19 protein-coding genes and 1 pseudogene are annotated in these 24,773 nt (G+C 74.7%); 13 read left to right on the top strand and 7 right to left on the bottom strand.

Annotation, left to right across the window (positions count from 1 at the left end):
- From ABD994_RS16310 to ABD994_RS16330, 5 genes and pseudogenes are all read left to right on the top strand, one after another.
- A pseudogene (locus ABD994_RS16310) lies at positions 1-1,118 on the top strand (hypothetical protein); the annotation flags it as partial.
- A gap of 40 nt (positions 1,119-1,158) precedes the next feature.
- On the top strand, positions 1,159-3,066 hold the full coding sequence (locus ABD994_RS16315) for a dynamin family protein (RefSeq protein WP_345416874.1): 1,908 nt from the start codon (positions 1,159-1,161) through the stop codon (positions 3,064-3,066).
- Positions 3,066-4,658, top strand: coding sequence for a dynamin family protein (locus ABD994_RS16320; protein ID WP_345416877.1), 1,593 nt, complete (start codon positions 3,066-3,068; stop codon positions 4,656-4,658). The genes ABD994_RS16315 and ABD994_RS16320 overlap by 1 nt, the downstream gene beginning before the upstream one ends.
- Before the next feature lie 31 nt (positions 4,659-4,689).
- Positions 4,690-6,516, top strand: a complete 1,827-nt coding sequence (locus ABD994_RS16325; RefSeq protein ID WP_345416880.1) for a hypothetical protein — start codon at positions 4,690-4,692, stop codon at positions 6,514-6,516.
- 38 nt (positions 6,517-6,554) lie between these two features.
- A complete protein-coding gene (locus ABD994_RS16330; RefSeq protein ID WP_345416883.1) occupies positions 6,555-8,426 on the top strand; it encodes an Hsp70 family protein in 1,872 nt (623 codons plus the stop codon).
- Positions 8,427-8,462: 36 nt separating this feature from the next.
- Here ABD994_RS16330 and ABD994_RS16335 read toward each other — a convergent pair whose 3' ends face one another.
- Positions 8,463-9,650 carry a lysylphosphatidylglycerol synthase transmembrane domain-containing protein gene (locus ABD994_RS16335; RefSeq protein WP_345416886.1) on the bottom strand — a complete coding sequence of 396 codons (1,188 nt, stop codon included), beginning with the start codon at positions 9,648-9,650 and terminating at the stop codon, positions 8,463-8,465.
- Positions 9,651-9,869: 219 nt separating this feature from the next.
- On the opposite strand from ABD994_RS16335, the gene ABD994_RS16340 reads away from it, so the two are divergent.
- From ABD994_RS16340 to ABD994_RS16350, 3 genes are read left to right on the top strand one after another with little or no spacing between them, the layout of a single operon-like run.
- Positions 9,870-10,931, top strand: a complete 1,062-nt coding sequence (locus ABD994_RS16340) for a hypothetical protein (RefSeq protein ID WP_345416889.1) — start codon at positions 9,870-9,872, stop codon at positions 10,929-10,931.
- Between the two features lie 17 nt (positions 10,932-10,948).
- A complete protein-coding gene (locus ABD994_RS16345; RefSeq protein ID WP_345416892.1) occupies positions 10,949-11,836 on the top strand; it encodes a hydroxymethylglutaryl-CoA lyase in 888 nt (295 codons plus the stop codon).
- A 22-nt stretch (positions 11,837-11,858) separates the two neighbouring features.
- A complete protein-coding gene (locus tag ABD994_RS16350) occupies positions 11,859-13,331 on the top strand; it encodes an aldehyde dehydrogenase (protein WP_345416895.1) in 1,473 nt (490 codons plus the stop codon).
- 53 nt (positions 13,332-13,384) lie between these two features.
- On the opposite strand, the gene ABD994_RS16355 is transcribed toward ABD994_RS16350, so the two are convergent.
- Complete coding sequence (locus ABD994_RS16355; protein WP_345416898.1) at positions 13,385-14,986, bottom strand: TROVE domain-containing protein; 1,602 nt, start codon at positions 14,984-14,986, stop codon at positions 13,385-13,387.
- Positions 14,987-15,300: 314 nt separating this feature from the next.
- On the bottom strand, positions 15,301-15,795 hold the full coding sequence (locus tag ABD994_RS16360) for an Lrp/AsnC family transcriptional regulator (protein WP_345416901.1): 495 nt from the start codon (positions 15,793-15,795) through the stop codon (positions 15,301-15,303).
- A gap of 128 nt (positions 15,796-15,923) precedes the next feature.
- On the opposite strand from ABD994_RS16360, the gene ABD994_RS16365 reads away from it, so the two are divergent.
- Together ABD994_RS16365 and ABD994_RS16370 are read left to right on the top strand one after the other, a co-directional pair.
- On the top strand, positions 15,924-18,260 hold the full coding sequence (locus ABD994_RS16365; protein WP_345416904.1) for a transketolase-like TK C-terminal-containing protein: 2,337 nt from the start codon (positions 15,924-15,926) through the stop codon (positions 18,258-18,260).
- Between the two features lie 146 nt (positions 18,261-18,406).
- Positions 18,407-18,730: a hypothetical protein gene (locus ABD994_RS16370; RefSeq protein ID WP_345416907.1), complete on the top strand. Its 324-nt coding sequence runs from the start codon at positions 18,407-18,409 to the stop codon at positions 18,728-18,730.
- Here ABD994_RS16370 and ABD994_RS16375 read toward each other — a convergent pair.
- The 4 genes from ABD994_RS16375 to ABD994_RS16390 are packed head-to-tail and all read right to left on the bottom strand — an operon-like array spanning position 18,685 to position 21,650.
- A complete protein-coding gene (locus ABD994_RS16375) occupies positions 18,685-20,316 on the bottom strand; it encodes a phytoene desaturase family protein (RefSeq protein ID WP_345416910.1) in 1,632 nt (543 codons plus the stop codon). The genes ABD994_RS16370 and ABD994_RS16375 overlap by 46 nt on opposite strands.
- A gap of 37 nt (positions 20,317-20,353) precedes the next feature.
- Positions 20,354-20,611, bottom strand: a complete 258-nt coding sequence (locus ABD994_RS16380; protein WP_345416913.1) for a hypothetical protein — start codon at positions 20,609-20,611, stop codon at positions 20,354-20,356.
- 6 nt (positions 20,612-20,617) lie between these two features.
- Positions 20,618-20,947 carry a DUF6247 family protein gene (locus ABD994_RS16385; protein WP_345416916.1) on the bottom strand — a complete coding sequence of 110 codons (330 nt, stop codon included), beginning with the start codon at positions 20,945-20,947 and terminating at the stop codon, positions 20,618-20,620.
- Positions 20,948-20,978: 31 nt separating this feature from the next.
- A complete protein-coding gene (locus tag ABD994_RS16390; protein WP_345416919.1) occupies positions 20,979-21,650 on the bottom strand; it encodes a FadR/GntR family transcriptional regulator in 672 nt (223 codons plus the stop codon).
- A gap of 142 nt (positions 21,651-21,792) precedes the next feature.
- On the opposite strand from ABD994_RS16390, the gene ABD994_RS16395 reads away from it, so the two are divergent.
- The 3 genes from ABD994_RS16395 to ABD994_RS16405 are packed head-to-tail and all read left to right on the top strand — an operon-like array spanning position 21,793 to position 24,773.
- Positions 21,793-22,665, top strand: a complete 873-nt coding sequence (locus tag ABD994_RS16395; RefSeq protein ID WP_345416922.1) for a fumarylacetoacetate hydrolase family protein — start codon at positions 21,793-21,795, stop codon at positions 22,663-22,665.
- Positions 22,662-23,441: an alpha/beta fold hydrolase gene (locus ABD994_RS16400; protein WP_345416925.1), complete on the top strand. Its 780-nt coding sequence runs from the start codon at positions 22,662-22,664 to the stop codon at positions 23,439-23,441. Before ABD994_RS16395 ends, ABD994_RS16400 begins: the two co-directional genes overlap by 4 nt.
- Before the next feature lie 33 nt (positions 23,442-23,474).
- The gene (locus tag ABD994_RS16405) at positions 23,475-24,773 is read left to right on the top strand and encodes a metal-dependent hydrolase family protein (RefSeq protein WP_345416928.1); all 1,299 of its coding nucleotides are present in this window, start codon (positions 23,475-23,477) and stop codon (positions 24,771-24,773) included.

Raw genomic sequence — 24,773 nt, forward strand, 5'->3', positions numbered from 1 at the left:
GCAACGTGAACCAGGGCGGCCTCGGCGGCAACGTCAACCAGGGCGGCGGGTTCGGCAACGTCAACCAGGGCTCGGGCGCGGGCAACGTCAACCAGGGCTCGGGCGCGGGCAACGTCAACCAGGGCGGCCTCGGCGGGAACGTCAACCAGGGTGCTGGTGGCGGAAACGTCAACCAGGGCAGCGGCGGCGGCAACGTCAACCAGGGCTCGGGTGCTGGCAACGTCAACCAGGGTGCCGGCGGCGGCAACGTCAACCAGGGCAGCGGCACGAGCAACGTCAACCAGGGCTCGGGCACGGCCAACGTCAACCAGGCTGACGGCGGTGTGGCTCCGGTGCACCTCGCCGGTGCGGCGGCGGCCGGCGGGGCGACCGGTGCCGGCGGCGTCGAGGCCGTGACCCGCTTCGACCCGTCCTCGGGCAGCGCGGCGCACGGCAACATCGGCTTCAACCCGCACGGCGGCAACCCCGAGCTCGGGGTTCCGCCCACGCAGGAGCCGCGTGAGGTCTCCTTCGGGCACACCGACCCGTTCGGCGAGGGCGCGGGGCAGCACACCCCGGCAGGCCCGACCGGCGCGGAGGGCGTCACCCAGCAGGCCATCGGCCCGGTGGGCTCGGAGGGCGGCCAGCCGTCCCACGTCCCCGGCGACCTCATCCCCAGCTCCGGGTCGATCTTCAACGGCGGGCAGAACTCGGAGGGCCCCGGCGGTCTCTCCGGCACGCTCGACCGCGGCACCGCGGGCGACCCGTTCGGGTCGCACGCCGGTACCGGCTCCGAGGGGGCCGGCCAGGGCGGGGTCTTCGAACCGACGGCCCGCGGCGGGGAGGAGAGCAGCGGCACCGGCGCCGGGCACGACGGCTCGGGCGGCGACGCACACGCCCTCTTCCGGTCCGACGACGACGGCTCGAGCGGCCACAGCGGCGGCAGCGAGGCTGCTGACTCCGGCAGCAGCGGCCACGAGAGCAGCAGCAGCCACGACAGCGGCTTCGAGTCGAGCGGCGGCCACGAGGGCGGCAGCAGCGGCGGTCACGAGACGAGCAGCAGCCACGACAGCGGCGGCAGCTCGGACCACGGCGGCGGCAGCGACAGCGGCGGTGGGGGCGAGCACCACTTCGGCTGATCTCGGCCACCACCCGACCTGACACCGAGAGAGGAGAACGATGGCTCAGCAGGCGCCGAGCGCAGCGGTCAACCACGCCCTGGAGACCCTCGACATGACCGTCAAGGGAGCCAAGGCCTACGGGCGAGAGGACATCGCCGAACGGCTGACCCGCGCTCGGCGCCTGCTGACCGACTCCACCATCACCGTGCACGTGGTGGGGGAGTTCAAGCAGGGCAAGAGCTCACTGATCAACGCACTCCTGACCGCACCCATCTGCCCCGTCGACGACGACATCGCCACGTCGGTGCCGACGGAGGTGCGCTACAACAACGAGGTCGCCGCCAGCGCCAGCTTCGACGCGGCGCCGGGATCCGGCGGTCCCGGCTGGACGGAGCCGATCTCGCCGTCGGAGATCGCGTCCTACGTCTCCGAGGCCGGCAACCCCGGCAACACCCGCCGGCTCCGGTCGGTGACGGTGGGGATCGACCGGCCGCTGCTCTCCAGCGGCCTGGTCCTCATCGACACCCCCGGCGTCGGCGGGCTCGGGTCGGTCCACAACGCCACGACGATCGGCTCGCTCCCGCAGTCGCACGCGGTGCTGTTCGTCAGCGACGCCTCCCAGGAGCTGACGTACGCGGAGGTGCGGTTCCTGCGCACCGTGCAGGACCTGTGCCCGAACATCGTCATGATCCAGACGAAGACCGACCTCTACCCGCACTGGGGCCGCATCCGCGACCTCAACGCCAACCACCTGCGGCGGGCCGGTGTCGCCATCGAGATCATCCCGGTGTCGTCCGAGATCCGGCAGGTGGCGGCCCGCTCGTCCGACCAGGCCCTGAACAACGAGTCGGGCTTCCCGGTACTGGTGAACCACCTGCACCAGACGATCGCCAACGCCGAGCGCGTCGCGCTCGACTCGACCGTCACCCACATCACCCGCGCCCTCCAGCAGCTCGACATCGCGATCGCCGCCGAGCGCGACGCGCTCGTCGCGCCGCAGAACGCGGCCCGGATCGTCGCCACCCTCGAGCGCACCAAGGCACGGGCCGACGCCCTGCGCGAGCGCTCGTCGAAGTGGCAGCTGGTCCTGCAGGACGGGTTCGCCGACATCAACTCCGACATCGAGTTCGACCTGCGCCAGCGCTCCCGCACCGTGCTCCACGAGGCCGAGGCGGCGATCGACGACGGCGATCCGGCCAAGAACTGGACCGAGTTCGAGGAGTGGCTGCGCCAGCGCCTGGCCGGCGAGGCGCTGGAGAACTACGCCATGTTCGTGCGGCGGGCGAAGGAGGTCGCCTTCCAGGTCGGCCAGCACTTCGAGCTCGCCGAGTCCCAGATCATCACCGCTCGCGACGTCTCGGCGCCGATCGACAAGCTGCGTGACTTCAGCGTCGACTCCGCGTTCGTGGAGAAGAAGGCGAAGGGCGCCGGCCTGGCCGCCATGCAGAAGGGCTACGGCGGCGTCCTGATGTTCACGATGCTGCCCGCCATGCTCGGGCTGGCGGTGCCGCTGCCGATCGGCCTCGCCGCCGGCGCCCTCATGGGCGGGTTCGGCTTCAAGGAGCAGCGCAAGCAGCAGCTCGAACGCCGCCGCGGGGAGGCCAAGAACACCGTGCGGCGCTTCGTCGACGAGTTCAACATCCAGATCGGCAAGGACTCCCGCGACGCCATCCGTCACGTCCAGCGCGAGCTGCGCAACGCGTGGTCCGAACGCATCACCGAGCTCCAGCGCTCGGCGGCCGACGGTCTCGCCGCGGCCCAGCAGGCCGCCCAGACCTCGGAGAGCGACGCGAGCACCCGCGAGCGCCTCGACAACGACCAGAAGTCGATGGTCATGCTGCGCGCCCGCGTCACCGATCTGCAGGCCCACCTCGAGCGGGCCCAGGCCGCGATCGAGAAGGCCCAGGCCGAGCAGCGCGCCCGTGAGCTGTCGGCCGCGGCGGCCAACCCGCAGGGCGTGGCGTGATGGCCGCACCGGCGCCCCCGCTGATCAACCGCGTCCGGGGCCTCGTCCACCACGCCTGCCAGATCTACGGCGGCGGGCCCGCGCTCCCCGACCTCCAGCGCGCCGCCGCGCGGCTCGACGAGCCGCTGCGCGTCGCGCTCGCGGGACGGATCAAGGCCGGGAAGTCGACGCTGCTCAACGCGCTCGTCGGCCAGGAGCTCGCGGCCACGGACGCCGGTGAGTGCACCCGGATCGTCACCTGGTTCCGCGACGGCCACACCTACCGCGTCACGGCGAATCCCCGGCAGGGACCGCCGCGCCAGCTGCCCCCCGGCCCGACCGGGGGCCTGCTCGACATCGACCTGCAGGGCATGCACGCCGACGACGTCGAGCGCCTCGTCGTCGACTGGCCCTCCCCCGCCCTGCGCTCGATGACGCTCATCGACACGCCCGGCATGGGCTCACTGACGACCGAGCTCTCGCGCCGGACCGAGTCGATGCTCGGCGCCAGCGGCGAGGAGGACGACGAGACCGAGCCGCGGGCCTCCGAGGCCGACGCGGTCGTCTACCTCATGCGCCACGTCCACGCCGCCGACGTCCGCTTCCTCGAGTCGTTCCGCGACGACCCCACCGAACGCCGGCCGATCAACACCCTCGGCGTCCTCGCCCGGGCCGACGAGGTGGGGCACGGGCGTCCCGACGCCCTCGAGAGCGCCGCCAAGATCGCCGGGCGGTACCGCGACGACCCCCGCGTCCGCGCGCTCTGCCAGACGGTCATGCCCGTCGCCGGCCTGCTCGCCGTCACCGCCGCAACCCTGCGCGAGGACGAGTTCCGGGCGATCAACGTGCTGGCCGAGGCCTCCGAGACGGAGCTCGAGCGCCTGCTGCTGTCCGCCGACCGCTTCGCGACCGCGGACACCGAGATCGGGCTCGAGCCGGCGCGCCGATCGGCGCTGCTCGACCGCTACGGGATGTTCGGCGTGCGGCTCTCGCTGCGGCTGGTGCACAGCGGTGTGGCGACGACCGCGGGCGCCCTGTCGCGCGAGCTGCTGTCCCGGAGCGGGCTCGTGCCCCTGCGCGAGGCACTGGTCAGCCGCTTCGCCGCCCGGGCCGACGTCCTCAAGGCGCGCTCGGCCCTGCTCGCCACCGAGTCGGTGCTGCGCCGCTACCCGTTCCCCGCCGCCGACGGCCTGCGCCACGAGCTGGAGGTCATCAACTCCAGCGCCCACGAGTTCGCCGAGGTCCGGCTGCTCGACACCCTGCGCGGCGGCGGCCTCATGCTCACCCCGCAGGAGCGCGCCGACGCCGAGCGTCTCCTCGGTGTGGACGGCGTCGAGCCCGAGATCCGCCTCGGGCTCCCGCCCGGGAGCCCGCAGGCCGAGGTCCTGCGGGGGGCGCAGGCGACGCTGTCGCAGTGGCAGCGCCGCGCCGAGCACCCGGCCTCCGCCCGCGACGTCCGCGAGGCCGCGCGCGTGCTCGTGCGCACCAGCGAGGGCCTGCTCATGGGCGCCCTGCCGCCCCCGGGCGGCTCCCCCATGAGCAACGCCGGCGGCCAGCCCATGAGCAACCGGCCCGTGGGCGGCGGGTACGACCGAGTAGTCGGCTGCTCATGACCCGGGCCCGGCGGCAGGCGAGGGTGGCGTCATGACCGCATCGACCGCGAGCCGACCCCCCGTCGGCATGCCCCCACACCTGTGGGAGCTCGCCAAGCGCGATGCGCACGGCGCGGTCCCCGAGCGAATCCGCCAGGCGAAGGACGACAGCGACACCGCGCCCTCGAGCATCCGTGCGATCGCCCGGCGTGCGGCGACGGCGAGCGCCACGTTCGGCGTCGCGGCCGCCGCGGTCGCCCTCGGCGCGGGCACGGCCACCGCCGAGCCGGCGGTGGACCTCAGCGGCTTCGACGGCGCGGTCCCGCCGCCCGGGCAGGGCCTCGCCGACCTGGAGGGACCCGGCGGCGGGCACGGCGGCGGCGCGGACGGCGGAGCGGGCGGTGGTCACGGCGGCGGCTTCGGCGGCAGCGCCTCCCACGAGACCCACGGCTCCCTCGGCGACGGCCCGGTCTCCTCCGGGCTGGGCGGGAGCTTCCAGGTCCACCACGGCGACGCCCCCGGCCCGGAGCACACGCTCACGGTGTCGATCTTCCAGGACGTCAACGTCGTCGAGACCGCGGACGGCAACTTCCAGGTCGACGCCTACCAGTACATCGTCATCCGCGACAGCCAGGGCCACGAGTACCACTTCGTCGAGCACTACCAGGTCACCGTCCCGGACCCGCCGGGCCAGGAGACCGACCTGATGATCCACGAGACCGGTCACGTCCAGGTCGTCGAGAACGCCGACGGCAGCTTCACCCCCGTCGCGGTCGACCACAGCATCACCGTCACGGTCGGCGCCGACGGCGACGGCCGTGACGAGATCGGCATCCGGCAGGACGAGTCGGTGCAGGTCACCGAGCACGGGCGTCCGGACCCCCACGACACCACCATCAACCTCAGCGAGCGGGCGACCAGCCAGAGCCACGACACGGGCGACGAGGCGACCACCGACGTCGACCAGAACGCCTCGGTCGGCTCCGGCCGGGGCGGGCACGGCGAGCAGCCCGGGCTGCCGGCCGGCACACCGGCGACGGGTGCGTCCGGTCAGGGCCCCGACGGCGCGACGGGAACGCCGAACGGGACGGGCCCGACCACCACGACCTCCGGTGCGGGAACCCCGGCGCCGCCGACCGGCAGCGGGGCGAGCACCACCGGTACGACCGGCACCACCACCGGCACGGGCACCACCGGCGCCACCGGGGCGCCGGCGGGCACGCCCGGCCCTGCCACGACCGCGCCTGCCACGACCGCGCCCGCCACGACCGCGCCCGCCACGACGATGCCGGCCGCGGCCGGAGCTGCGGGGGCTGCGGGGGCCGCCGGCGTGCTCCCGCTCGACTCCTCGCTCTCCCCGGCCTCCGTGCCCGTGACGACCGTGTCGTTCTCGGGACCGTCGCACGCCACCGGGCACGATCTCGACGGCCCGCCGCCCGACACGGGAGGCTTCGGTGGCCACGGCAGCCCGGCGACGGGCACCGCGACCGGGCCCGACCAGGCCCCGGCTCACGACCAGGTCTTCGCCGGCCACGGTCCGGCGGCCGGTCCGGTCGACCCGTTCCAGGGCGGTCCGGCCTCGCCGGCGGACGCGGGCGGCACGCACAGCCCATCCACCACCTCCGGGACCGGTGGCACGGGCGGGACGCACGACACGACGCACGACGGGAGCGGCGCGGGCGGTAACGACCACGACGGCACGGGCGACGCCGTCCACGAGACGAACGACATCGACGGATCCGGGCACAGCGGAACGAGCCACGAGGGCTCGGGCCACGGTGACGGCGGGCACGAGGCCGCGTCGTCGGGCCACGCCGACTCCGGCGGGCACGACACGAGCGGGACGGACGGGTCCGAGCACCTCGGGCACGTGGGCTGACGACCGGCTGACGGTTGCGGACAGGAGAGGGAAGATCGGTGGGATACGGACTCGGTGTCGACCTGGGCACCACGTTCACCGCCGCCGCCGTCGAGCGTGACGGACGCGTCGAGATGGTGACGCTCGGTGACCGGTCGGCGGCGGTGCCGTCGGTGGTGCTCGTGCGCGAGGACGGTCAGGTCCTCACGGGCGACGCCGCGGACCGGCGGGCGGCGACCGAGCCGGACCGCGTCGCGCGGGAGGTCAAGCGGCGCCTCGGCGACCCGATGCCCCTGGTGCTCGGCGGCACCCCGTACGCGGCCGCCCAGCTCATGGGCATGCAGCTGCGCGACGTCCTGACGCTGGTCAGCGAGCGCGAGGGCGGCATGCCGGACGCCGTGACGCTCACCCACCCCGCCAACTGGGGCCCGTACAAGAAGGAGCTGTTCAGCCAGATCCCGCGCACCGCCGGGCTGCGCGAGGTCCGGATGCTCACCGAGCCGGAGGGGGCCGCTGCCCACTACGCGGCCAACGAGCGCCTCGACGAGGGTGCGCTCGTCGCCGTGTACGACCTCGGCGGCGGCACGTTCGACGCCACCGTCCTGCGCACCGCGGGCAAGGGCTTCGAGATCCTCGGGACGCCCGAGGGCCTCGAGGGCCTGGGGGGCATCGACTTCGACGAGGCCGTCTTCAACCACGTCGACCGCAGCCTCGGCGGCCCGCTCTCCGCGCTCGACCCGTCCGACCCGCACGACACCACCGCCGTCATCCGCCTGCGTCAGGACTGCGCGCGCGCCAAGGAGGCCCTCTCGGCCGACACCGAGGCGACGATCCCGGTGATGCTGCCGAAGCTGCAGACCGAGGTGCGCCTCACGCGCGGCGAGTTCGAGGACATGATCCGCCCGTCCATCAGCGCGACGATCGAGGCGCTGAACCGGGCACTGCTCTCCGCCGGCGTCGCCCCGGACCACCTGAGCACCGTGCTGCTCGTCGGTGGCTCGTCGCGGATCCCGCTGGTCTCGCAGATGGTCTCCGCCGAGCTCGGCCGGCCGACGTCGGTCGACGCGCACCCGAAGCACGCGATCGTGCTGGGCGCCGCGGCGATGTCCGGGCGCGGCTACGTCGACGGCCGCGGCAAGTTCACCGGGCCGGCCAGCGGCGCGGCCCCGGTGACGACGGCGCTCGGCCAGGGCGGGCCCCGCACCGGGCCGACCCCCTCGGGCACCAACAGCGGCATGATCCCGGTCGCGTCCCGCACCGGCGGGCCACCGACCGGCGGTGGCTACCGGCCCACGACGCGGACGGGCGCGATCCCGACGGGACAGACCCAGGCCGTGCGCCCGGGCCCGCCGATCCGGCCCGCCGAGGCGGGCAGCCGGGTGCCGCCCCCGGCGCTCAACGCCGCCGGCACCCCCGCCGCGGGCATCCCCGCGCCGGCCCTGCGCGGGTCGGGCGCGCACCCCACGGGCGAGACCACCGCCACGAGCGGCGGCGCCCGGCGTCGCCTGCCGATCATCATCGCCGCGCTCGCGCTGCTGCTCCTCGCGGGCGGCGGCACGTTCGTCTACCAGCAGGTGTCGAACGCAACGCCGGCGCCGCCGGCGCCGCCGGCGGCCGTCATCGCCCCGGCACCGACCACCACCAGCGAGGCCGTGCCCGCCCAGGACCCGGCCGCGACCGTCGCGCCGACGCGCGCGCCGCGTGACACGGGGGGCGGGAGCGGCTCGAGCTCCGGGGGCGGCGGTGGCGGCGGCTGGGGCGGCGGCGGCCGCCACACGACGACCACAACCTGGAGCCGGCCCAGCAACGGCGGCTGCTGCGACAGCGGGTCGAGCGGCGGGACGGGCAGTTCCGGCACCGGGACGGGCGGCAGCGGCACCACCGACGGTGGCAGCAGCGGCGGCGGTGGCGGGACGGGCGGCACCCCGTAAGGGGCGGCCGCGTGCCGGCCGACCGCCTGCCGGGGGTCAGCCGCGTGGGCCGCGCCCCCGGTGCAACGGATCGGCGTCCGGCACGTCCCGCGCCTCGCGGGGCGGGTCGGCCACGGTCGGGAGCTCCGCGGTCGCGACGGCGTCGACCGTGTCGGTGGTGTCGGCGGTCTCGTCCGCGTCGTCGGGCAGCGCGGCGGTGGTGCGGGTGTGCACGACGAACCAGGCCACCCAGCCCGCGGCGGCGACGCCGACGAAGCTGACGAGGCGGTAGAGCAGCACCGCGGCCAGCGCCGGGTGCGACGGGACGCCGCCGGCCACCAGCGCGGCGAGCAGGGCGCCGTCGACGAGGCCCAGGCCGCCGGGCAGGAACGCCGCGCTGGAGGCGGCGGTCGCGGCGGCGTAGGCCACGAGGACCAGCGCGAACGTCATGCCCTCGGCGCCGACGGCGGCGCAGCAGGCCGCGAGGCAGGCGATGTCGAGCACCCAGTTGAGCAGCGCGCTGACCCCGACGACGGCGCGCCCGCCGCCGCGCAGCTCGATGAGCTGCAGGGCGTCGATCTGCTCGCCGAGCTCGGCGACGCCGGTGTCGCGGGGCCGGGACCGCAGGCGGTTGACCAGCCGCAGGCCCCACGTCCCGGCCGTCACCAGCAGGCCGGGCCGGCGGGCCACGACGACGACCCCGGCGCCGAGCGCGGCGACCCCGGCGATCTGCAGCACCATCCACGGCACCGAGTTCGGCAGCCCGCCGACGACCAGGCCCGAGCCCAGCGCGATCGCGGCCAGCGCCAGGCTCGCCGCGACGCCCCCGGCGACCATCGTCCACGTGGTGGCGGGCACGGTGGCGCCCCAGGCGCGGCGCCGCTTGTAGGTGTAGGCCGTGGACAGCGCGGCCCCGCCGGGCACGGTGAGGTGCAGGGCGTTCGCCGCCATCGTCACGAGCGTGACCTCGCCGAGCGAGACGCGGACCGAGGCGGCGACGAGCAGCCGGTGGTGCATCGCGGAGAACGCGACGATCGAGCCGGCCTCGCAGGCGACCGCGACCAGGACCCACCAGGGGTCGGCGCCGATCAGCGCGGCGCCGGCCGCCTCGACCGTCGGGAAGACGATGACCACACCGGTGGTGACCGCGGCGGCGACCACGACGCCGGTGACGATCCGCAGGACGCGCCGGGTGCGGGGCGTCGGGCGCGACGTGCCGGACGAGGTGGTCACGATCGCGCTCATCCCTCCAGTGTCCTCCTGCCCGGCCGGTCACCTCCGGGTGACCGATCCGGCGTCACACCACGCGCGGTGCGTCCTGCGGAACACCCGACCGGTGGTGTGCGGTCGACGGGCGGTCCACCGCACGGAGGCACCGGGATGACACCCGCCGTCGGCGGGACCATGCTGCCCGACGGCGTCACCCGGCGCCGACGTGCCCCTGCCCGACCCGGGAGGACCACCATGACCCGTCGCGTCGACAGCGACCTGCTCCTCGTCGGGAGCCTGCCCGTCGACTCGACCGACGAGGGCTTCCGGGCGGGCGCGGCGCTGTTCGGCGACCGGGTCGCCGCCCTGCCCGACGGCGAGTCCGGGGCCCGCGGCGGGTGGGTCGGCTACGACCGCGTGACCCTGCTCGAGCCGCACCCGGACATCACGGTGCTCGAGCCGTCGCCCTCCCCCACCGGGCGGGCCCGGCACGCCTACGACACCGCCCGGCTCACCGTGGCCGACGGCGTGGAGACGCTGCGCTTCGACTCCTGGCCGCGCATCGCCGAGACGCTGGAGTCGTGGGAGCGCTTCCGCACCCTGCGCGACGAGGGGGTGATCCCGCCGCACCTGCGCTTCCAGGTCGGCCTGCCGTTCCCGTCGAGCGTGTTCACCGGGGCGTTCAAGGACGCCTACGCCCGCAACTGGGCGATCGTCGGGCCCGCGCTCGAGGACCTGTGGCTGCGGTCGCTGGACGAGCTGCTCGCGGTGATCCCGGCCCGCGACCTGGCCGTGCAGTGGGACCTCGCCTACGAGACGCAGGACCTCGAGGGGGTCATCGCGTGGACCGAGGGGGACGCCTGGGATCGCTTCGCGGGGCCGTGGTCGCGCCTGGCCCCGCGGGTGCCCGAGGACGTCCTCATGGGCCTGCACCTCTGCTACGGGACGTTCCCCGAGTGGCCCATGTACGAGGCCCGCGACATGGGACTGATCGTGCGGATGGCCAACCACGCCGTCGCGCACGCGGGCCGCCCGCTCGACTGGGTCCACCTCGCCGGGCCGCGCTACCTGCGCAGCGAGGAGGACGCGTTCGTCGCCCCACTGGCCGACCTCGACGCCCCCGACACCCGGGTCTTCCTCGGCATCGTCCTGCCGCTCGACGGCGAGGCCGGCCTGCGGCGGCGCCACACCACGGCATCGCGCCACCTCGCCGACTTCGGCGTCGCGATGTACTGCGGCATGGGCCGCCAGCGCGGCGAGGACCCGGCGGCGACGATGCGCGACCACGCCGCGACGGTGGCCGCGGTCCTCGGCTGAGGGGCAGGATCAGGGACGTGGTCGGGATCGTGGAGGTCAGCCCGCGCGACGGGCTCCAGAACGAGCGGGCGCTGCTGGAGACGGGCGCGAAGATCGAGCTGATCGAGCGGGCGGTGGCCGCCGGCGCGCGCCGGATCGAGGCGGTGTCGTTCGTGCACCCGAAGCTGGTGCCGGCGATGGCGGACGCCGAGGCCGTCATGGAAGGGGTCCACCGGGCCGAGGGCGTGTCCTACATCGGGCTGGTGCTCAACCGCCGCGGCTACGACCGCGCGGTGCAGGCCGGGGTCGACGAGATCAACGTGGTCGTCCCCGCCTCCGACGGCTTCGCCAAGGCCAACCAGAACTCCACCACGGCGGCCCTGACCGAGGTCGCCGAGGAGGTGCTCGCCGAGGCCGCCGGGCGGGACCTGTTCGCGTCGTTGACCATCGCGACGTCGTTCGGCTGCCCCTTCGACGGCGAGGTCGACCCGGACCGCGTCGTGGAGGTCGCCCGGCGCTGTGCCGCCGCGGGCGCGCGGGAGATCGCGATCGCCGACACGATCGGCGTCGGCGTGCCCACCCAGGTGCGGACGCTGCTCGACGGGGTGCGCGAGGTCGCCCCGGACGCGGTGATGCGGGCGCACTTCCACAACACCCGCAACACCGGCTTCGCCAACGCGATCGCCGCGATCGAGTGGGGCGTCGACTGGCTGGACTCCTCCAACGGCGGGATCGGCGGTTGCCCGTTCGCCCCCGCGGCCACCGGCAACGTCGCCACCGAGGACCTCGTCTACCTGCTCCACCGCATGGGCCACCCCACCGGCCTCGACCTCGAGGCACTCCTGCCGATCGCGGACTTCCTCTCCGACCAGCTCGGCTACCGCGTCCCCGCCCTCCTCCCCCGCGCCGGCACCTTCCCCGGCTGAGCACCTCGACAGGAGCAGATACGTGAGCGAGCTCGAGCAGCTGTCCATGCTGATCGGCGGCAAGCCGACCGGCGCGATCTCGGGGCGGACCTTCGAGTCCGAGAACCCCTACACCGGGCAGCCGTGGGCGGTCATCCCCGACGGGGGCACGGAGGACATCGACGCCGCGGTCGGCGCCGCCCGCGCCGCGCTCGACGGCGAGTGGGGCCAGATGACCGGCTTCGCCCGCGCCGCCTGCCTGCGCCGGCTGGCCGACCTGATCACCGCCAACGCCGAGCGGCTCGCGCGCCTCGAGGTCAACGACTCCGGCAAGCTCTACCGCGAGATGCTCGGCCAGCTCAACGGGCTGGGCGGCTGGTACCACTACTTCGCCGGGCTGGCCGACAAGATCGAGGGCCAGCAGATCCCCTCGCCGAATCCGAACTACCTCGTCTACACCCGCCGCGAGCCCGTCGGCGTCGTCGCCGCGATCACGCCCTGGAACTCGCCGCTGCTGCTGATGAGCTGGAAGGTGGCGCCGGCCCTGGCCGCCGGCTGCACCGTGGTGATCAAGCCGTCGGAGCACGCGCCGGGCTCGACGCTCGGGTTCGCCGAGCTCATCACCCAGGCCGGCATCCCCGACGGCGTCGTCAACGTCGTCACGGCGAACTCCGGCGAGGTCGGCGCGCACCTGGCGAAGCACCCCGGCGTCGACAAGGTGGCGTTCACCGGCTCGACCGCGACCGGGCGGAAGGTCGCCGCAGCCGCCGCGGAGAACCTCAACCCGGCGACGCTCGAGCTCGGGGGGAAGTCGCCGCAGGTCGTCTTCCCCGACGCCGACCTGCAGGCCGCGGCGAACGGCCTGGTGGCCGGCGTGTTCGCCGCGACCGGACAGACGTGCATGGCGGGCTCGCGGCTGATCGTGCACGCCGACGTCCACGACGAGCTGGTGCGCCTCGTGGCCGAGCGGGCGTCGCAGATCACGCTGGGCGACCCGTTCGGCGAGGAGACCGAGATGGGCCCGGTCGCCAACAAGATGCAGTACGAGAAGGTCGTCGGCTACCTCTCCACGGCCCGCGAGGAGGGCGCGACGATCGCGTACGGCGGGTCGTCGGAGGAGTCGCTGGGCGGCTACTTCGTCCAGCCCACCGTGCTGTCGGTGAAGCCGACGGACACCGTCTTCCGCGAGGAGGTCTTCGGGCCGGTGCTCGCGGCGGTGACGTTCACCGACGAGGACGAGGCGGTGAAGCTGGCCAACGACACGCCCTACGGCCTCGCCGGTGCGGTCTGGACCAAGGACGTGCACCGCGCCCACCGCACGGCCGCCCGGATCAAGGCCGGCACGGTGTGGATCAACGCCTACCGCGTCGTCGCCCCGAGCGTGCCGTTCGGGGGCTTCAAGGCCTCGGGCATCGGCCGCGAGAACGGCGTCCACGCCATCGACGCGTACCTGGAGAACAAGTCGGTGTGGGTCGAGCTCACCGGCGGCACCCGCGACCCCTTCACCCTGGGCTGAGCCCTACGTGCGTGATCTTCTGAGCCATAGCTCAGAAGATCACGCACGTAGGGTCAGAAGTCGCCGCGGGAGAAGGCGGCGACGAGGCCGGGCGCGGCGGCGTCGAAGCCGGCGACGTCGAGCATCCCCGGGTCCGACGGATCGGCGATCGACACGTCGTTCGCCGTCATCCCCACCACCACGAGCTTCGCGTCGATGCCGGTCCGCTCGCGGTAGCGCCGCAGCGCCTGGTGCGGGTGCGTCGGCCCGGCCCACGTCTCGTTGTCGGTGAGCACGACGAACGTGTCCACCTCCCGTCCCGTCTCCTGCGCCCAGCGCATCGGCAGGGAGCAGTCGGTCCCGCCCCAGGGCAGGTCCCGCACGGCGCGGACCGCGTCGTCGAGCCGCTGGCGCGGGCTGATCGCCAGCTCGGTGAGCGCCGTGAACGACCCCCGCGTCGCCCAGCCGCCCGTCGAGGTGAACCCGACGCACGTCGTGTCGGGCTCGGTCGCCATCGTCACGAGGGCGAGCGCCGCCGACGCCTCCCGCGGGGAGATCGGTAGCCCGGACACGGTGCCGTAGTTCATCGACCCCGACACGTCGAGGGCGAGCAGCGTCCGCTTCCCGGCCGGCTCGATCGTGCCGAACGCGGTGGAGAAGGCCGCGTCGAGCGCGTCGACGATCTCCCGCTTCGGCGTCCAGCTCGCGCCGCGCCCCCGGCCCGCGGCGTAGGTGCGCAGCGCCACGAGCACCGAGATCGGGTGGATGCGTCCCCGTCGCAGCCGCTCGGGGTCGGCCAGCTGCGCCGCCACCCTGCGGAGGCGGTCCCCGGTCAGCACCCCGAGCCGCGTCAGCCGGGGCAGCTGGCGCATCAGGGCGGTCGGCGGCAGGCCGACCGCGAGCAGCGCCCGCCACACGTCCGGCTCCACGAGCGCGGCGTCGGGCAGCATCTCCCAGCCCAGGCGGTGGTCGATGACGAGACGGATCCACTCCGCCGGCGTCGTCGCCGCCCGCGCGCCCACCAGACCGCGCACGAGCTCCGGGGCGTCGTCGCCGACCTCACCGGTCACGATCCACCGGAACAGGGCCCGGCGGTCGGGCTCGGTCGTGGCGGGGTGCGCGAGGCGCAGCAGGTCGCGGTGGGACCAGCCCTCGCGCTGTCGGTACTTCACGGCCTGGAAGGCCACGTCGTCGACGGCGGGGGCGGTGTACCAGCGCGCCACGGCCCGGCGCAGCCCGCGGCCCCACCCGCGGAACTGCTCGGCGTACCGCGCGAAGAGGAACAGGTGCGTTCCGGTGCGGCACACCGCGGGCAGCGCGTCGAGCGCGGCGCGACGGCCCGCCTCGTCGCCGAGCGCGGCCGCCGCCGCCAGGGCGAAGACCGCCGGGTTCTGGCGCGGGGCGCGGCCCGCGGTGGAGATCGCCACGGCCTGCTCGACCAGCCAGGACGCCCGCGCCTGCGCGGTCCGCAGGACCACGCCGGCGTTCTGCGCGGTCAGCTCGCGGTCGCTCGCGTAGTAGGTGCCGCCGTCGACGCCCAGGGTGAGGAAGCGGAGCACGCGGGCGTCGTCGCCGAGGGCGAAGCCGAAGCCGCCGGCCGCGTTCGGGATCTGGCGATCCTCGGCACGCAGCCACTGCGGCGTGGCGCGGGTGGAGACGGTGGTGAGCGGGTCCATGGGTCCTCCCTCCGGGCACACGTCCGCGGACGGGTCGAGGTGGGGTGGGGAGGGCGGGCGTGGTGTCGACCACCGGGGAACACCGGGACTCCGGCCACGCCCCGCGACCGAGGTCGGGGACGCCGAACACCGACGGTCTGCCGGCCCGTCCTCCTCGTGGCAGTGGGTGCGAGGTCGGGCATGGTGTGACTGCCGCACGGTGCTCTCCCCCTGAGCTACACCGGGCGTCCGCCCGGCGGCGGGACTCGAACCCGCGACCTCCCCGGTTGCAGCGGTGAGCGACCGTCTCCGGCCCGCCCTCGCGGTGCAGGACGCTAGCCGGGCCGCGTCGACGTGTCGTCCGAATTCGCACGCCGTGCGAGCAGCGGGTCGAGCCGGAACGGGACGAGCTGGCGCATGACGAGCGCGGTCGAGGTGCGCTCCACGCCCGGCACGGCCAGCAGGCTCCCGGCGATCGAATAGAGCGCGTCGGCGTCGCGGGCGACGACCTGGACGAGCAGGTCGTCGTCGCCGGCCAGGCCGACCACCTCCACGACCTCCGGGATGCGGGCGAGCGCGGTGGTGACCTCGGCGAGCCGGCGCTGCTCGACGCGGGTGGTGACGTAGGCGCGCAGCGGGTGGCCGAGGGCCGCGGGCTCGATGCGGCGGTCGAACGACCCGAGCACGCCGCGCGCCTCGAGCCGGGTGAGCCGGGCCTGGACGGTGTTGCGGGCGAGGCCGAGACGTTCGGCCAGCGCGACGACGGTGGCGCGGGGCTCCTCGCCGAGGGCCTGCAGCAGGCGGGCGTCGATCGGGTCGACGGGCTCCATCCTGCTCACTCCCCACCGACGCCGGGACCGCTACGGCGACCATAGTGCTCAACCTCGTCGGCGTCGCTTGCGCACCTCGGCTCCATGACGAACGCTTCTCGGGTCAATGTGAGACCCGGAGGCCACCGATGACATCCACGCGTCCCGCCCCCGCCCCGCTGCCGGGCACCGAGCCTGAGCGCGACGCGCTGCAGGTGGTCGAGGACCGGGTGCTCTGGCTCGCCACCGCGATCATCGATCACGCCAACCGCGTGCGCCCCAACCCCGGCGGGCTCAAGGTCGGCGGGCACCAGGCGTCGTCGGCGTCGATGGTCTCGATCATGACCGCGCTGTGGTTCCGGACGCTGCGCCCCGAGGACCGGGTGTCGGTCAAGCCGCACGCCTCGCCGGTGCTGCACGCGATCAACCACCTGCTCGGCGAGCTCGACGCGTCGTACCTGACGACGCTGCGCGAGGCCGGCGGGCTGCAGGCCTACCCGTCGCGGTCGAAGGACCCCGACCCCGTCGACTACTCCACCGGCTCGGTCGGCATCGGCGCCACCGCCCCGATCTGGGGCACGATCGCGCGCCGCTACGCCGACGGCCTGCGCGGGGCCGCCGGCTCGGGACGGCAGTTCTCGCTGGTCGGCGACGCGGAGCTCGACGAGGGCGCGGTCTGGGAGGCCGTGCTCGACCCGATCGTCCGCGAGCTCGGCGAGGTCTGCTGGATCGTCGACTTCAACCGCCAGAGCCTCGACCGCGTGGTCCCCGACATCTCCGCGACGCGGCTGCACGGCCTGTTCACCGCGGCCGGGTGGCAGGTCATCACCGTCAAGTACGGGCGGCTGCTGGGCGAGCTGTACGCCCGGCCGGGCGGCGACGCCCTGCGCCGGCGCATCGACGAGATGACCAACCCGGAGTACCAGCGGCTGCTGCGCTGCACCCCGCTGCAGCTGCGCGAGCGCCTGCCCGGCGACGGCCCGGACGCCGAGGCGATCGCCGGGCTGCTCAAGGACGTCGACGACGGCGCGGTGCACGCGGCGATCCGCAACCTCGGCGGCCACGACCTCGGCGCGCTGGCCGACGCCTACGATGCGATCGACGACACCCGCCCGACGGTGATCTTCGCCTACACCGTGAAGGGCTACGGCCTGGCCACCCAGGGCCATCCCCAGAACCACTCGAGCCTGCTCACCGAGACCCAGATGCGGGCGCTGGCCACGGGCCTGGGCACCGACCTCGACGACCCGTGGGCGCCGCTTCCCGACGGCCCGGCCGCCGACCTGTGCCGCGACACCGCCGCTCGCCTGCGCCGCTCTCCCGCGACCCCGGCGGGTCCGCCGGAGATCCCCGCCGACCTCGACCGCACCCCCACCGGCACCGGCCACACCCAGCAGGCGCTGGGCCGGGCGCTGCTCGACCTCACCCGGTCCGCCCCCGAGGCCGCCCGGCGGGTGGTGACGGTCAGCCCGGACGTCACGTCGTCGACCAACCTCGGCGGCTGGCTGAACAAGGTCGGGTCGTGGTCGCCGCACGAGCGTCGCGACTGGTTCGCCGACGACGCCGAGACGATCCTGCACTGGCACGAGCTGCCGTCCGGCCAGCACATCGAGCTGGGGATCGCCGAGACCAACCTCGTCGGGCTCCTCGGCGAGCTCGGCGCCACGTGGTCGCGGTGGGGGGAGCCGCTGCTGCCCGTCGGCGTGCTCTACGACCCCTTCGTCGCCCGCGCGCTCGAGCCGTGGGCGTTCGGGATGTACGCGGGCGGCCAGTCGATCCTCGTCGGGACGCCGTCGGGGGTCTCGCTGGCGCCCGAGGGCGGCGCCCACCAGTCGATCACCACCCCGTCGATCGGGCTGGAGCAGCCGGGCTGCGTCGCGTTCGAGCCGGCATTCGGCGTCGAGGTCGGCTGGTGCCTGCTCGACGGCCTGGCGCGCCTGGGCCGTGCCGGCGGCTCGTCGACCTACCTGCGCCTGTCGACGGTCCCGGTCGACCAGAGTCTCGCCGCCGTCCCGTCGGACCCCGCGGCGCGCGCCGAGCGGCGCCGTCAGGTGCAGGCGGGCGCGTACCTGCTGCGCCGCGCGGCCCGCGCCCCGCAGGTGACGATCGCGGCCGTCGGCGCCGTGGTGCCCAACGCCCTCGAGGCCGCCGACCGGCTGGAGGCGCAGGGCGTCGCCGCCGACGTCGTGGTCGTCACCAGCCCGGACCGCCTGTTCCGCGCCCTGCGCGCCCGCACCGCCGCGACTGGCGCCGCCGAGGACGCTCCGAGCTGGGTGCTCGACGCCGCGTTCCCGGCCGACCGCGCCGCCCCGCTCGTGACCGTCCTCGACGGCCACCCGCACACCCTGGCGTTCCTCGGCTCGGTCCACGGCGTGCGCGCGGCCCACCTCGGGGTCACCGACTTCGGCCGCTCGTCCGACCTCGCCGGTGCCTGGGCCCACCACCGCCTCGACGCCGACGCGATCGTCGCGGCCGCGCTCGCCTGACGCCCCGCGCACACTCCGTGTGCGAGCAACGCGGCATTGCTGGCGTCCAGCGCCAGGATCGCCACACGCTCGCGATGACGACACGCCGGGCGCGTCGACCGGACGGCGGAGCGGGTACACGTCGCCTCCACGCCGGGGGGGGCGCCGTGCTCGACCGGCTCGCCGCACCGGCCTGCCTCGTCGCCCGCCGGGTGGTCCAGCACCTCGTCGCGCTCGCCGACGCCATCGCCTTCACCGTCGCCCTGGCGCAGTTCGCCCCACTGGCCCCGCGCATGGCCCGCGGCTGGCTGCCGGTGCTGCTCGACCGCCTCCTCGCCGCCGACACCGCCACGCTGCGGCTGCTCGGCCACGACCCGTTCGGCGGCGCGCGCCCGGCGTGGGTCCGCGCGACCGGCGCGTGGTGGCACCGCGAGCTGATCGGCGACTACCTGCCGGCGAGGACCCTGCCGCGGGAGTCGTCGGCCCCGTAGACCAGCCGCTGCGCCGCCCGGATCCCGGCCCCGTACACGCCGCCGAGCCGCCCCTCGCGTGCCAGCGCGGCCCGCGCCGCGTTGGCCCCGGGCGCGCCGTGCACCGCCCCGGCCGGGTGGGCCGTCGCCCCCGCGAGGTAGAGCCGTTCGACGGGCGTGTCCGGGCGCCCGAGCCCTGGCGTGGGCCGGAAGACCAGCATCTGGTGGACGTGCGCGGTGCCCTGCATCAGCGCGCCGCGGACCAGGGACGGGTCGCGGGCCTGCAGGTCGGACGGCCGCGAGACGACCCGCGCCACGACCCGCGCGCCGAAGCCCGGCGCGTGCCGCTCGATCACCGAGGTCATCCGGTCGACCTGCGCGGCGAGCTCCGCCTCGGTCTGCCGACGCGCGTGCGGCAGGTGCGTATACGCCCACACCGACTCGGTGCCCGGCGGCGAGCGCAGCGGGTCCGACAGCGTCATCTGCCCGAGCAGCATGAACGGCTCCCGCGGCATCCGGCCGGTGGCGAGGTCGGCCCCGAAGTCGACGAGCCCGGCGGTGTCGCCGCCGAGGTGCACCGTGCCGGCCTCGCGGGCCTCGGGCGCGGTCCAGGGGATCGGCGACGACAGCGCCCAGTCGACCTTGAGGATGGCGTCGTCCCAGTGGAACCGCGCGAGGTCGGACACGAGCCGCGGGGGCAGGTGCTCGTGGCCGACGAGGTCGCCGAACAGCAGCGGGGCGGGCACGTCGGCGAGCACCGCCCGCCGCGCCCGCACGAGACCGCCCGCGGCGTCGACCACCCCGACGGCCCGCCCGCCCTCGACGAGGACACGCGTGACGGGGCGGTGGCAGTCGACGGTGCCGCCACGCGCCGCGAGCCGCGCGACGAGGGCATCGGTCAGCGAGCGTGCCCCGCCCTCGGGCACCGGGAACCCGACGTCCTGGGCCAGCATCGAGAGCAGCCAGCCGAAGGCGGTGCTCGCGGTCTGGGTGACGGGCAGGTCGGTGTGCAGCGCGTTGCCGGCGATCAGCACGCGCGCACCCTCGCCGGCGAACTCCTCCTCGCCGAACCGCGTCGCGGGCAGCAGCATCCGCCGCGCCAGGCGCAGCGCGTCCGGGCCGCCGAGCGTCCGCAGCACCCGCGCTGCGTCGCGCACCGGCGGGAAGGGCCCGAGGAACGCGGCGATCAGCGGGTCCCGCAGCCGCTGCCACTCCGCGGCGAGGCGCCGCCACGCGTCGCCGTCGCCGGGGGCGAAGCGGTTGAGCGACGCAGCGGTGACGTCGACGTCGCGGGAGAGCAGCACGCCGCGGTCGTCGGGCAGGACGTGGGCCAGCGGCGCCGGCGCGTGCCGCCAGCGCAGGCCGTGGGCGCCGAGGTCCAGCCCGCGCAGCACCGGCGAGACGTAGCCCATGGGGTGGAACGCGCTGCCGAGGTCGCTGCGGTAGCCGGGCGCGGTGATCTCCTCGGTGCGCACCGCGCCGCCGGGGGCGTCGGAGGCCTCGAGCACCCGCACCGACCAGCCGCGGTCGGCGAGCAGGTTGGCCGCGACCAAGCCGTTGAGCCCGGCGCCGACGACCACGGCGTCGGCACTCTCGGTGCTGCTCATGGCCGCGGGGTGCCCGGTCGAGGGGTGACGGGCACGGTCAGCCGAGCCACTGGAGTCGGAGGACATCGACGATCCGCTCGAGGTCGCGGACCAGGTAGCTGATCAACGCCGAGCCGTCGTCGCTCTGCAGGAGGTGGAGACGCACCGGCGCATACGGGTTGTCCGGGTTGATCGACGGGGCCACCGTCCAGGGAGACAGCTCGACCGCGGCGCGGAACTCGGCGAAGGCGCGCGCAGCACGCGGCGGCAGCCGATCGACGTCGTGGGCCACGTCGTCCGCGTCGACGACGTACACCGTCGCTCACATACCGGTCCGGGATCGGGTCACGGCCAGGGACTCGTCCTCGGGCGGGATCTCGCCCGTGAGCTTCTCCGCAGCGCGACGCGCCGTTCGCGCGAAGGCCACGTGGTCCTGCTGCGCCAGCGCGAGGCGACGCCAGCGCTCGAGCATCGTGAACAGGCCCGTGAGGTCGAGGCTGGTCCGCACCTCGGCGAGCGCTGCGTCGAGCGCGCGGTCGAACCCGATGCGGTCCTCGGGCAGGAGCTTGGCGCGGATGTCGGCCGGCGTCGCGCCCGCGTCGAGGGGGCCGCGTCCGCCAACGCCGTCGTCGATGGAGTACGAGGCGGTCACGGCTCGCACGGTAGCGCACGACGCCGACGCGTCAGGGCGACCCGAGCAGGTTCGTGCGGACGTCCACGAGGTGGGCGCGCATGCGCTCGCGGGCCGCGTCGGCGTCACGTTCGGTGAGCGCGGCGACGATCTCGCCGTGGCAGCGCTCGTAGCCGCGCCGCCGCTCCGGGGACGCCGAGCGCCGCTTGATGCTGCCCCACACCGGCAGGTCGCGGGCCACGTTCATGGTGTCGAACAACCGCAGCAGCAGCCCGTTGTGCGCCGCCGCGGCGATGGCCCGGTGCAGCGCGGAGTCCCACGCCTCGAACTCCTCGTAGGTCGCGGACGCGTCGCCGCGGCGCAGGCAGTGCTCGATGTGCTCGACGTCGGCCTGCGTGGCGTGCCGCGCCGCGAGCGCGGCGACCTCGGGCTCGAGCACCAGCCGCGTGGCCATGATCTCCGCGGGGCTCGTCTGCAGCGGCGTGCCCGACGGCAGCGACGGGTCGCCCTCGAGCTCGGCGAGGAACGTGCCGCGCCCGACGTGGCGGGTGATCCGCCCCTCGCGCTCGAGCTCGGCCAGCGCCGCGCGCACCGCCGTGCGCGACGCCTGCAGCGTGTCGCTCAGCGCCCGTTCGGTCGGGATCTTCGAGCCGGTGCCGAGCGTGCCGGCGGCCACGGCCTCCTCGAGCAGGCCGCGCAACCGCGTCGCCACCGTCGTCTCCACCTGACCAATACTAGACCAATCTCGCGGCCCGTCACCCCTTGGCGTCGGCGCGAGCAGGTCCTACGGTCGAACGTGGGCCACCACACCGACTCATTGGTCGTGATTGGTCGCCACATCACCCCTGAGTCGAGGGAGCCTGCCCGTGAAGCTCGTGACGTTCGTGGCCGACGGCCGGGAGGCGGTCGGGCGCCTGGACGACGACGAGACGACGGTGCGCGACCTGACGCCCGTCGTGGACGGCGCGAGCCTGCTGGACCTGGTCGCGGACTGGGACGTCCAGGGTCCGCGCATCGCCGCGGCGGCCGATCTCCCCGCCGTCGACCGGCCGCACCTGCGCGCGCCGTTCCCGACGCCGCGTCGCGACCTGTTCGCCGTCGGCAAGAACTACCGCGAGCACGTCGCCGAGTTCGGGCGCTCGGGCTACGACACCCCGCAGCGCTCCGAGGACCTGCCCGACAAGCCGATCGTCTTCTCCAAGGCGACGACCGCGGTGACGGGCCCGTACGACGACGTCGAGGCCCACGCCGGCATCACCGCGGAGCTGGACTACGAGGCCGAGCTCGCCGTGATCATCGGTCGCGGCGGCCGCGGCATCACCCGCGACGACGCGATGGCCCACGTCTGGGGCTACACGATCGTCGACGACGTCACCGCCCGCGACGTGCAGCGCGACCACAAGCAGTGGCTGCTCGGCAAGTCGCTCGACACCCACGCGCCGATGGGTCCCTGGGCGGTCACCGCGGACGAGGTCGCCGACCTCGCCGCCCTCGAGGTCTCCTCGACGGTCAACGGCGAGCCCCGGCAGAAGGCACCGGTCGCCGACCTGATCTTCGACGTCCCCGAGCTCATCCGCGTGATCTCCGCCGGGATCACCCTGCTGCCCGGCGACGTGATCGCCACCGGCACCCCGGCCGGGGTCGGCATCGGCTTCGACCCGCCGCGCTTCCTGCGCCCCGGCGACGTCGTCGAGTGCGCGATCACGGGTCTCGGCGCGCTCCGCAACACCATCCGATGAAAGGTGATCCATTGCAGGTCAACGGCAAGGACCTGGCCGTCGAGGTCGAGGGTGACGGCCCGCTGGTCGTGCTGGTGCACGGCCTGGGCGGCACGTCGAACTTCTACCAGCCGCAGGTCGCCGCGCTGGCCGAGCGCTTCCGCGTCGTGCGCCCCGACACGGAGGGCTCGGGACGCTCGCCGCTGGCGGGCACGCTCTCGATCGAGGGCTTCGCCAACGACCTCGCCGCCCTGATCGAGGCCTTCGACGCCGGTCCGGCGCGGGTCGTCGGGCACTCGATGGGCACGATCTCCGTGCGGAGCCTGGCCGCCCGCCGTCCCGAGCTCGTCTCGCACCTCGCCCTGCTGGGCGCCGTGCCGGCGCCGTTGCCCGAGGCCGGGCAGCTGGGCCAGCACGACCGCGCGGCCAAGGTGCGCGCCGAGGGCATGGTGGACGTCGCCGACGCCGTGATGACCAACGCCACCGCCGAGGCCACCCGCCGCGACCACCCCGCGACGGCCGCCGCGGTCCGCGAGCTGGTGCTGCGCCAGGACCCCGAGGGCTACGCCCGGTCCTGCGAGGCGCTCGCCGGCGCCGGCGACCCCGGCCCGATCGACCCGTCGCTGCCGTTGCTGCTGCTCACAGGGGCCGACGACGGAGTCGGCGCCCCCGCCGTCACCCACCAGCTCGCCGAAAGCCACGGCGGTGCCGTCGTCGACGTGTTCGACGACTGCGGCCACTGGACCGCGCTCGAGAAGCCCCACGAGGTCACCGAGCACCTCCTGAAGTTCTTCTGATCCCGCACCACCCTCGCTGACGAGGAGACCGTCATGTCCAAGGTCCTGTTCCGCGACGTCTCGATCCTCGACTCCACCGGCGCCGACCCGTACCCGGGCGACGTGCTGGTGGAGGACGACCGGATCGCGGCCGTCGGCACGGTCGACGAGTCCCGCGCCCTGCACGCCCAGGTCGTCGAGGGCCGGGGCCGCACGCTGATGTCCGGACTGTGCGACGCGCACACCCACTTCAGCTGGAACAACTCCGCCGACCTCGACGGCCTCGGCACGATGCCCGTCGAGGAGCACCTGCTGTTCTCGATGGAGTCGGCGAAGAAGTACATCGACTCCGGCTACACGATGTGCCTCGGCGCGGCGTCGGCCAAGGAGCGCCTCGACGTCGTGTGCCGCGACGCGATCAACGCCGGACGCATCCCCGGCCCGCGCTACCTCGCCAACGGCCCGGAGATCGCGGTGACCGGCGGCGCGCTCATCAAGTCGATCACCAAGTTCGCGGACGGGCCCGAGGGCATGCGCCTCGCGGTGCGCCAGCTGATCGACCTGGGCGTCGACCAGATCAAGCTGTCGATGACCGGCGAGGAGATCACCGGCACCCAGCGCGCGGAGGACACCTACTTCTCCGACGAGGAGGTCGCGGCCGCCGTCACCGAGGCCCACCGCCGCGGCAAGCGCGTCTGCGCCCACGCCCGTTCCGCCGAGAGCGTCAAGATGTGTCTGCGGAACAAGGTCGACATCATCTACCACGCCAGCTTCACCGACGCCGAGGGCATGGACATGCTCGAGGCCAACAAGGACTGGGTGTTCGTCGCCCCCGGCATCAACTGGCTGATCGCGACGCTCTACGAGGCCGAGGCCTTCGGGTTCCCGCAGGAGGCCGCCGAGGCCGTCGGGTACAAGAAGGAACTGGAGATGGCCACCGACGGGCTGCGCGAGATGCACCGTCGCGGCATCAAGCTCCTGCCCGGCGGCGACTACGGCTTCGCGTGGACCCCGCACGGCACCTACGCCCGCGACCTCGAGCACTTCGTCGAGCGTCTCGGCTTCACGCCGATGGAGGCCATCGTCTCGGCCACCGCCTGGGGCGGCGAGATCATGCTGCGCCCCGACGAGCTCGGGAAGGTGCAGCCCGGCTACCTCGCCGACCTCATCCTCGTCGACGGCGACCCGCTGGCCGACATCACCGTGCTGCAGGACCACGACAAGCTGCACGCGATCATGAAGGACGGTCGCTTCCACAAGGAGGACAGCGGCGTCGCCCCGGTCAGCGGGCTCGACGCGCCGGCCGGCCCGGTGACCGAGTCGACGCGGCAGACCGTGCAGGCACGGCCCTGA

Source organism: Actinomycetospora chlora, assembly GCF_039542135.1.
Lineage (GTDB): Bacteria > Actinomycetota > Actinomycetes > Mycobacteriales > Pseudonocardiaceae > Actinomycetospora > Actinomycetospora chlora.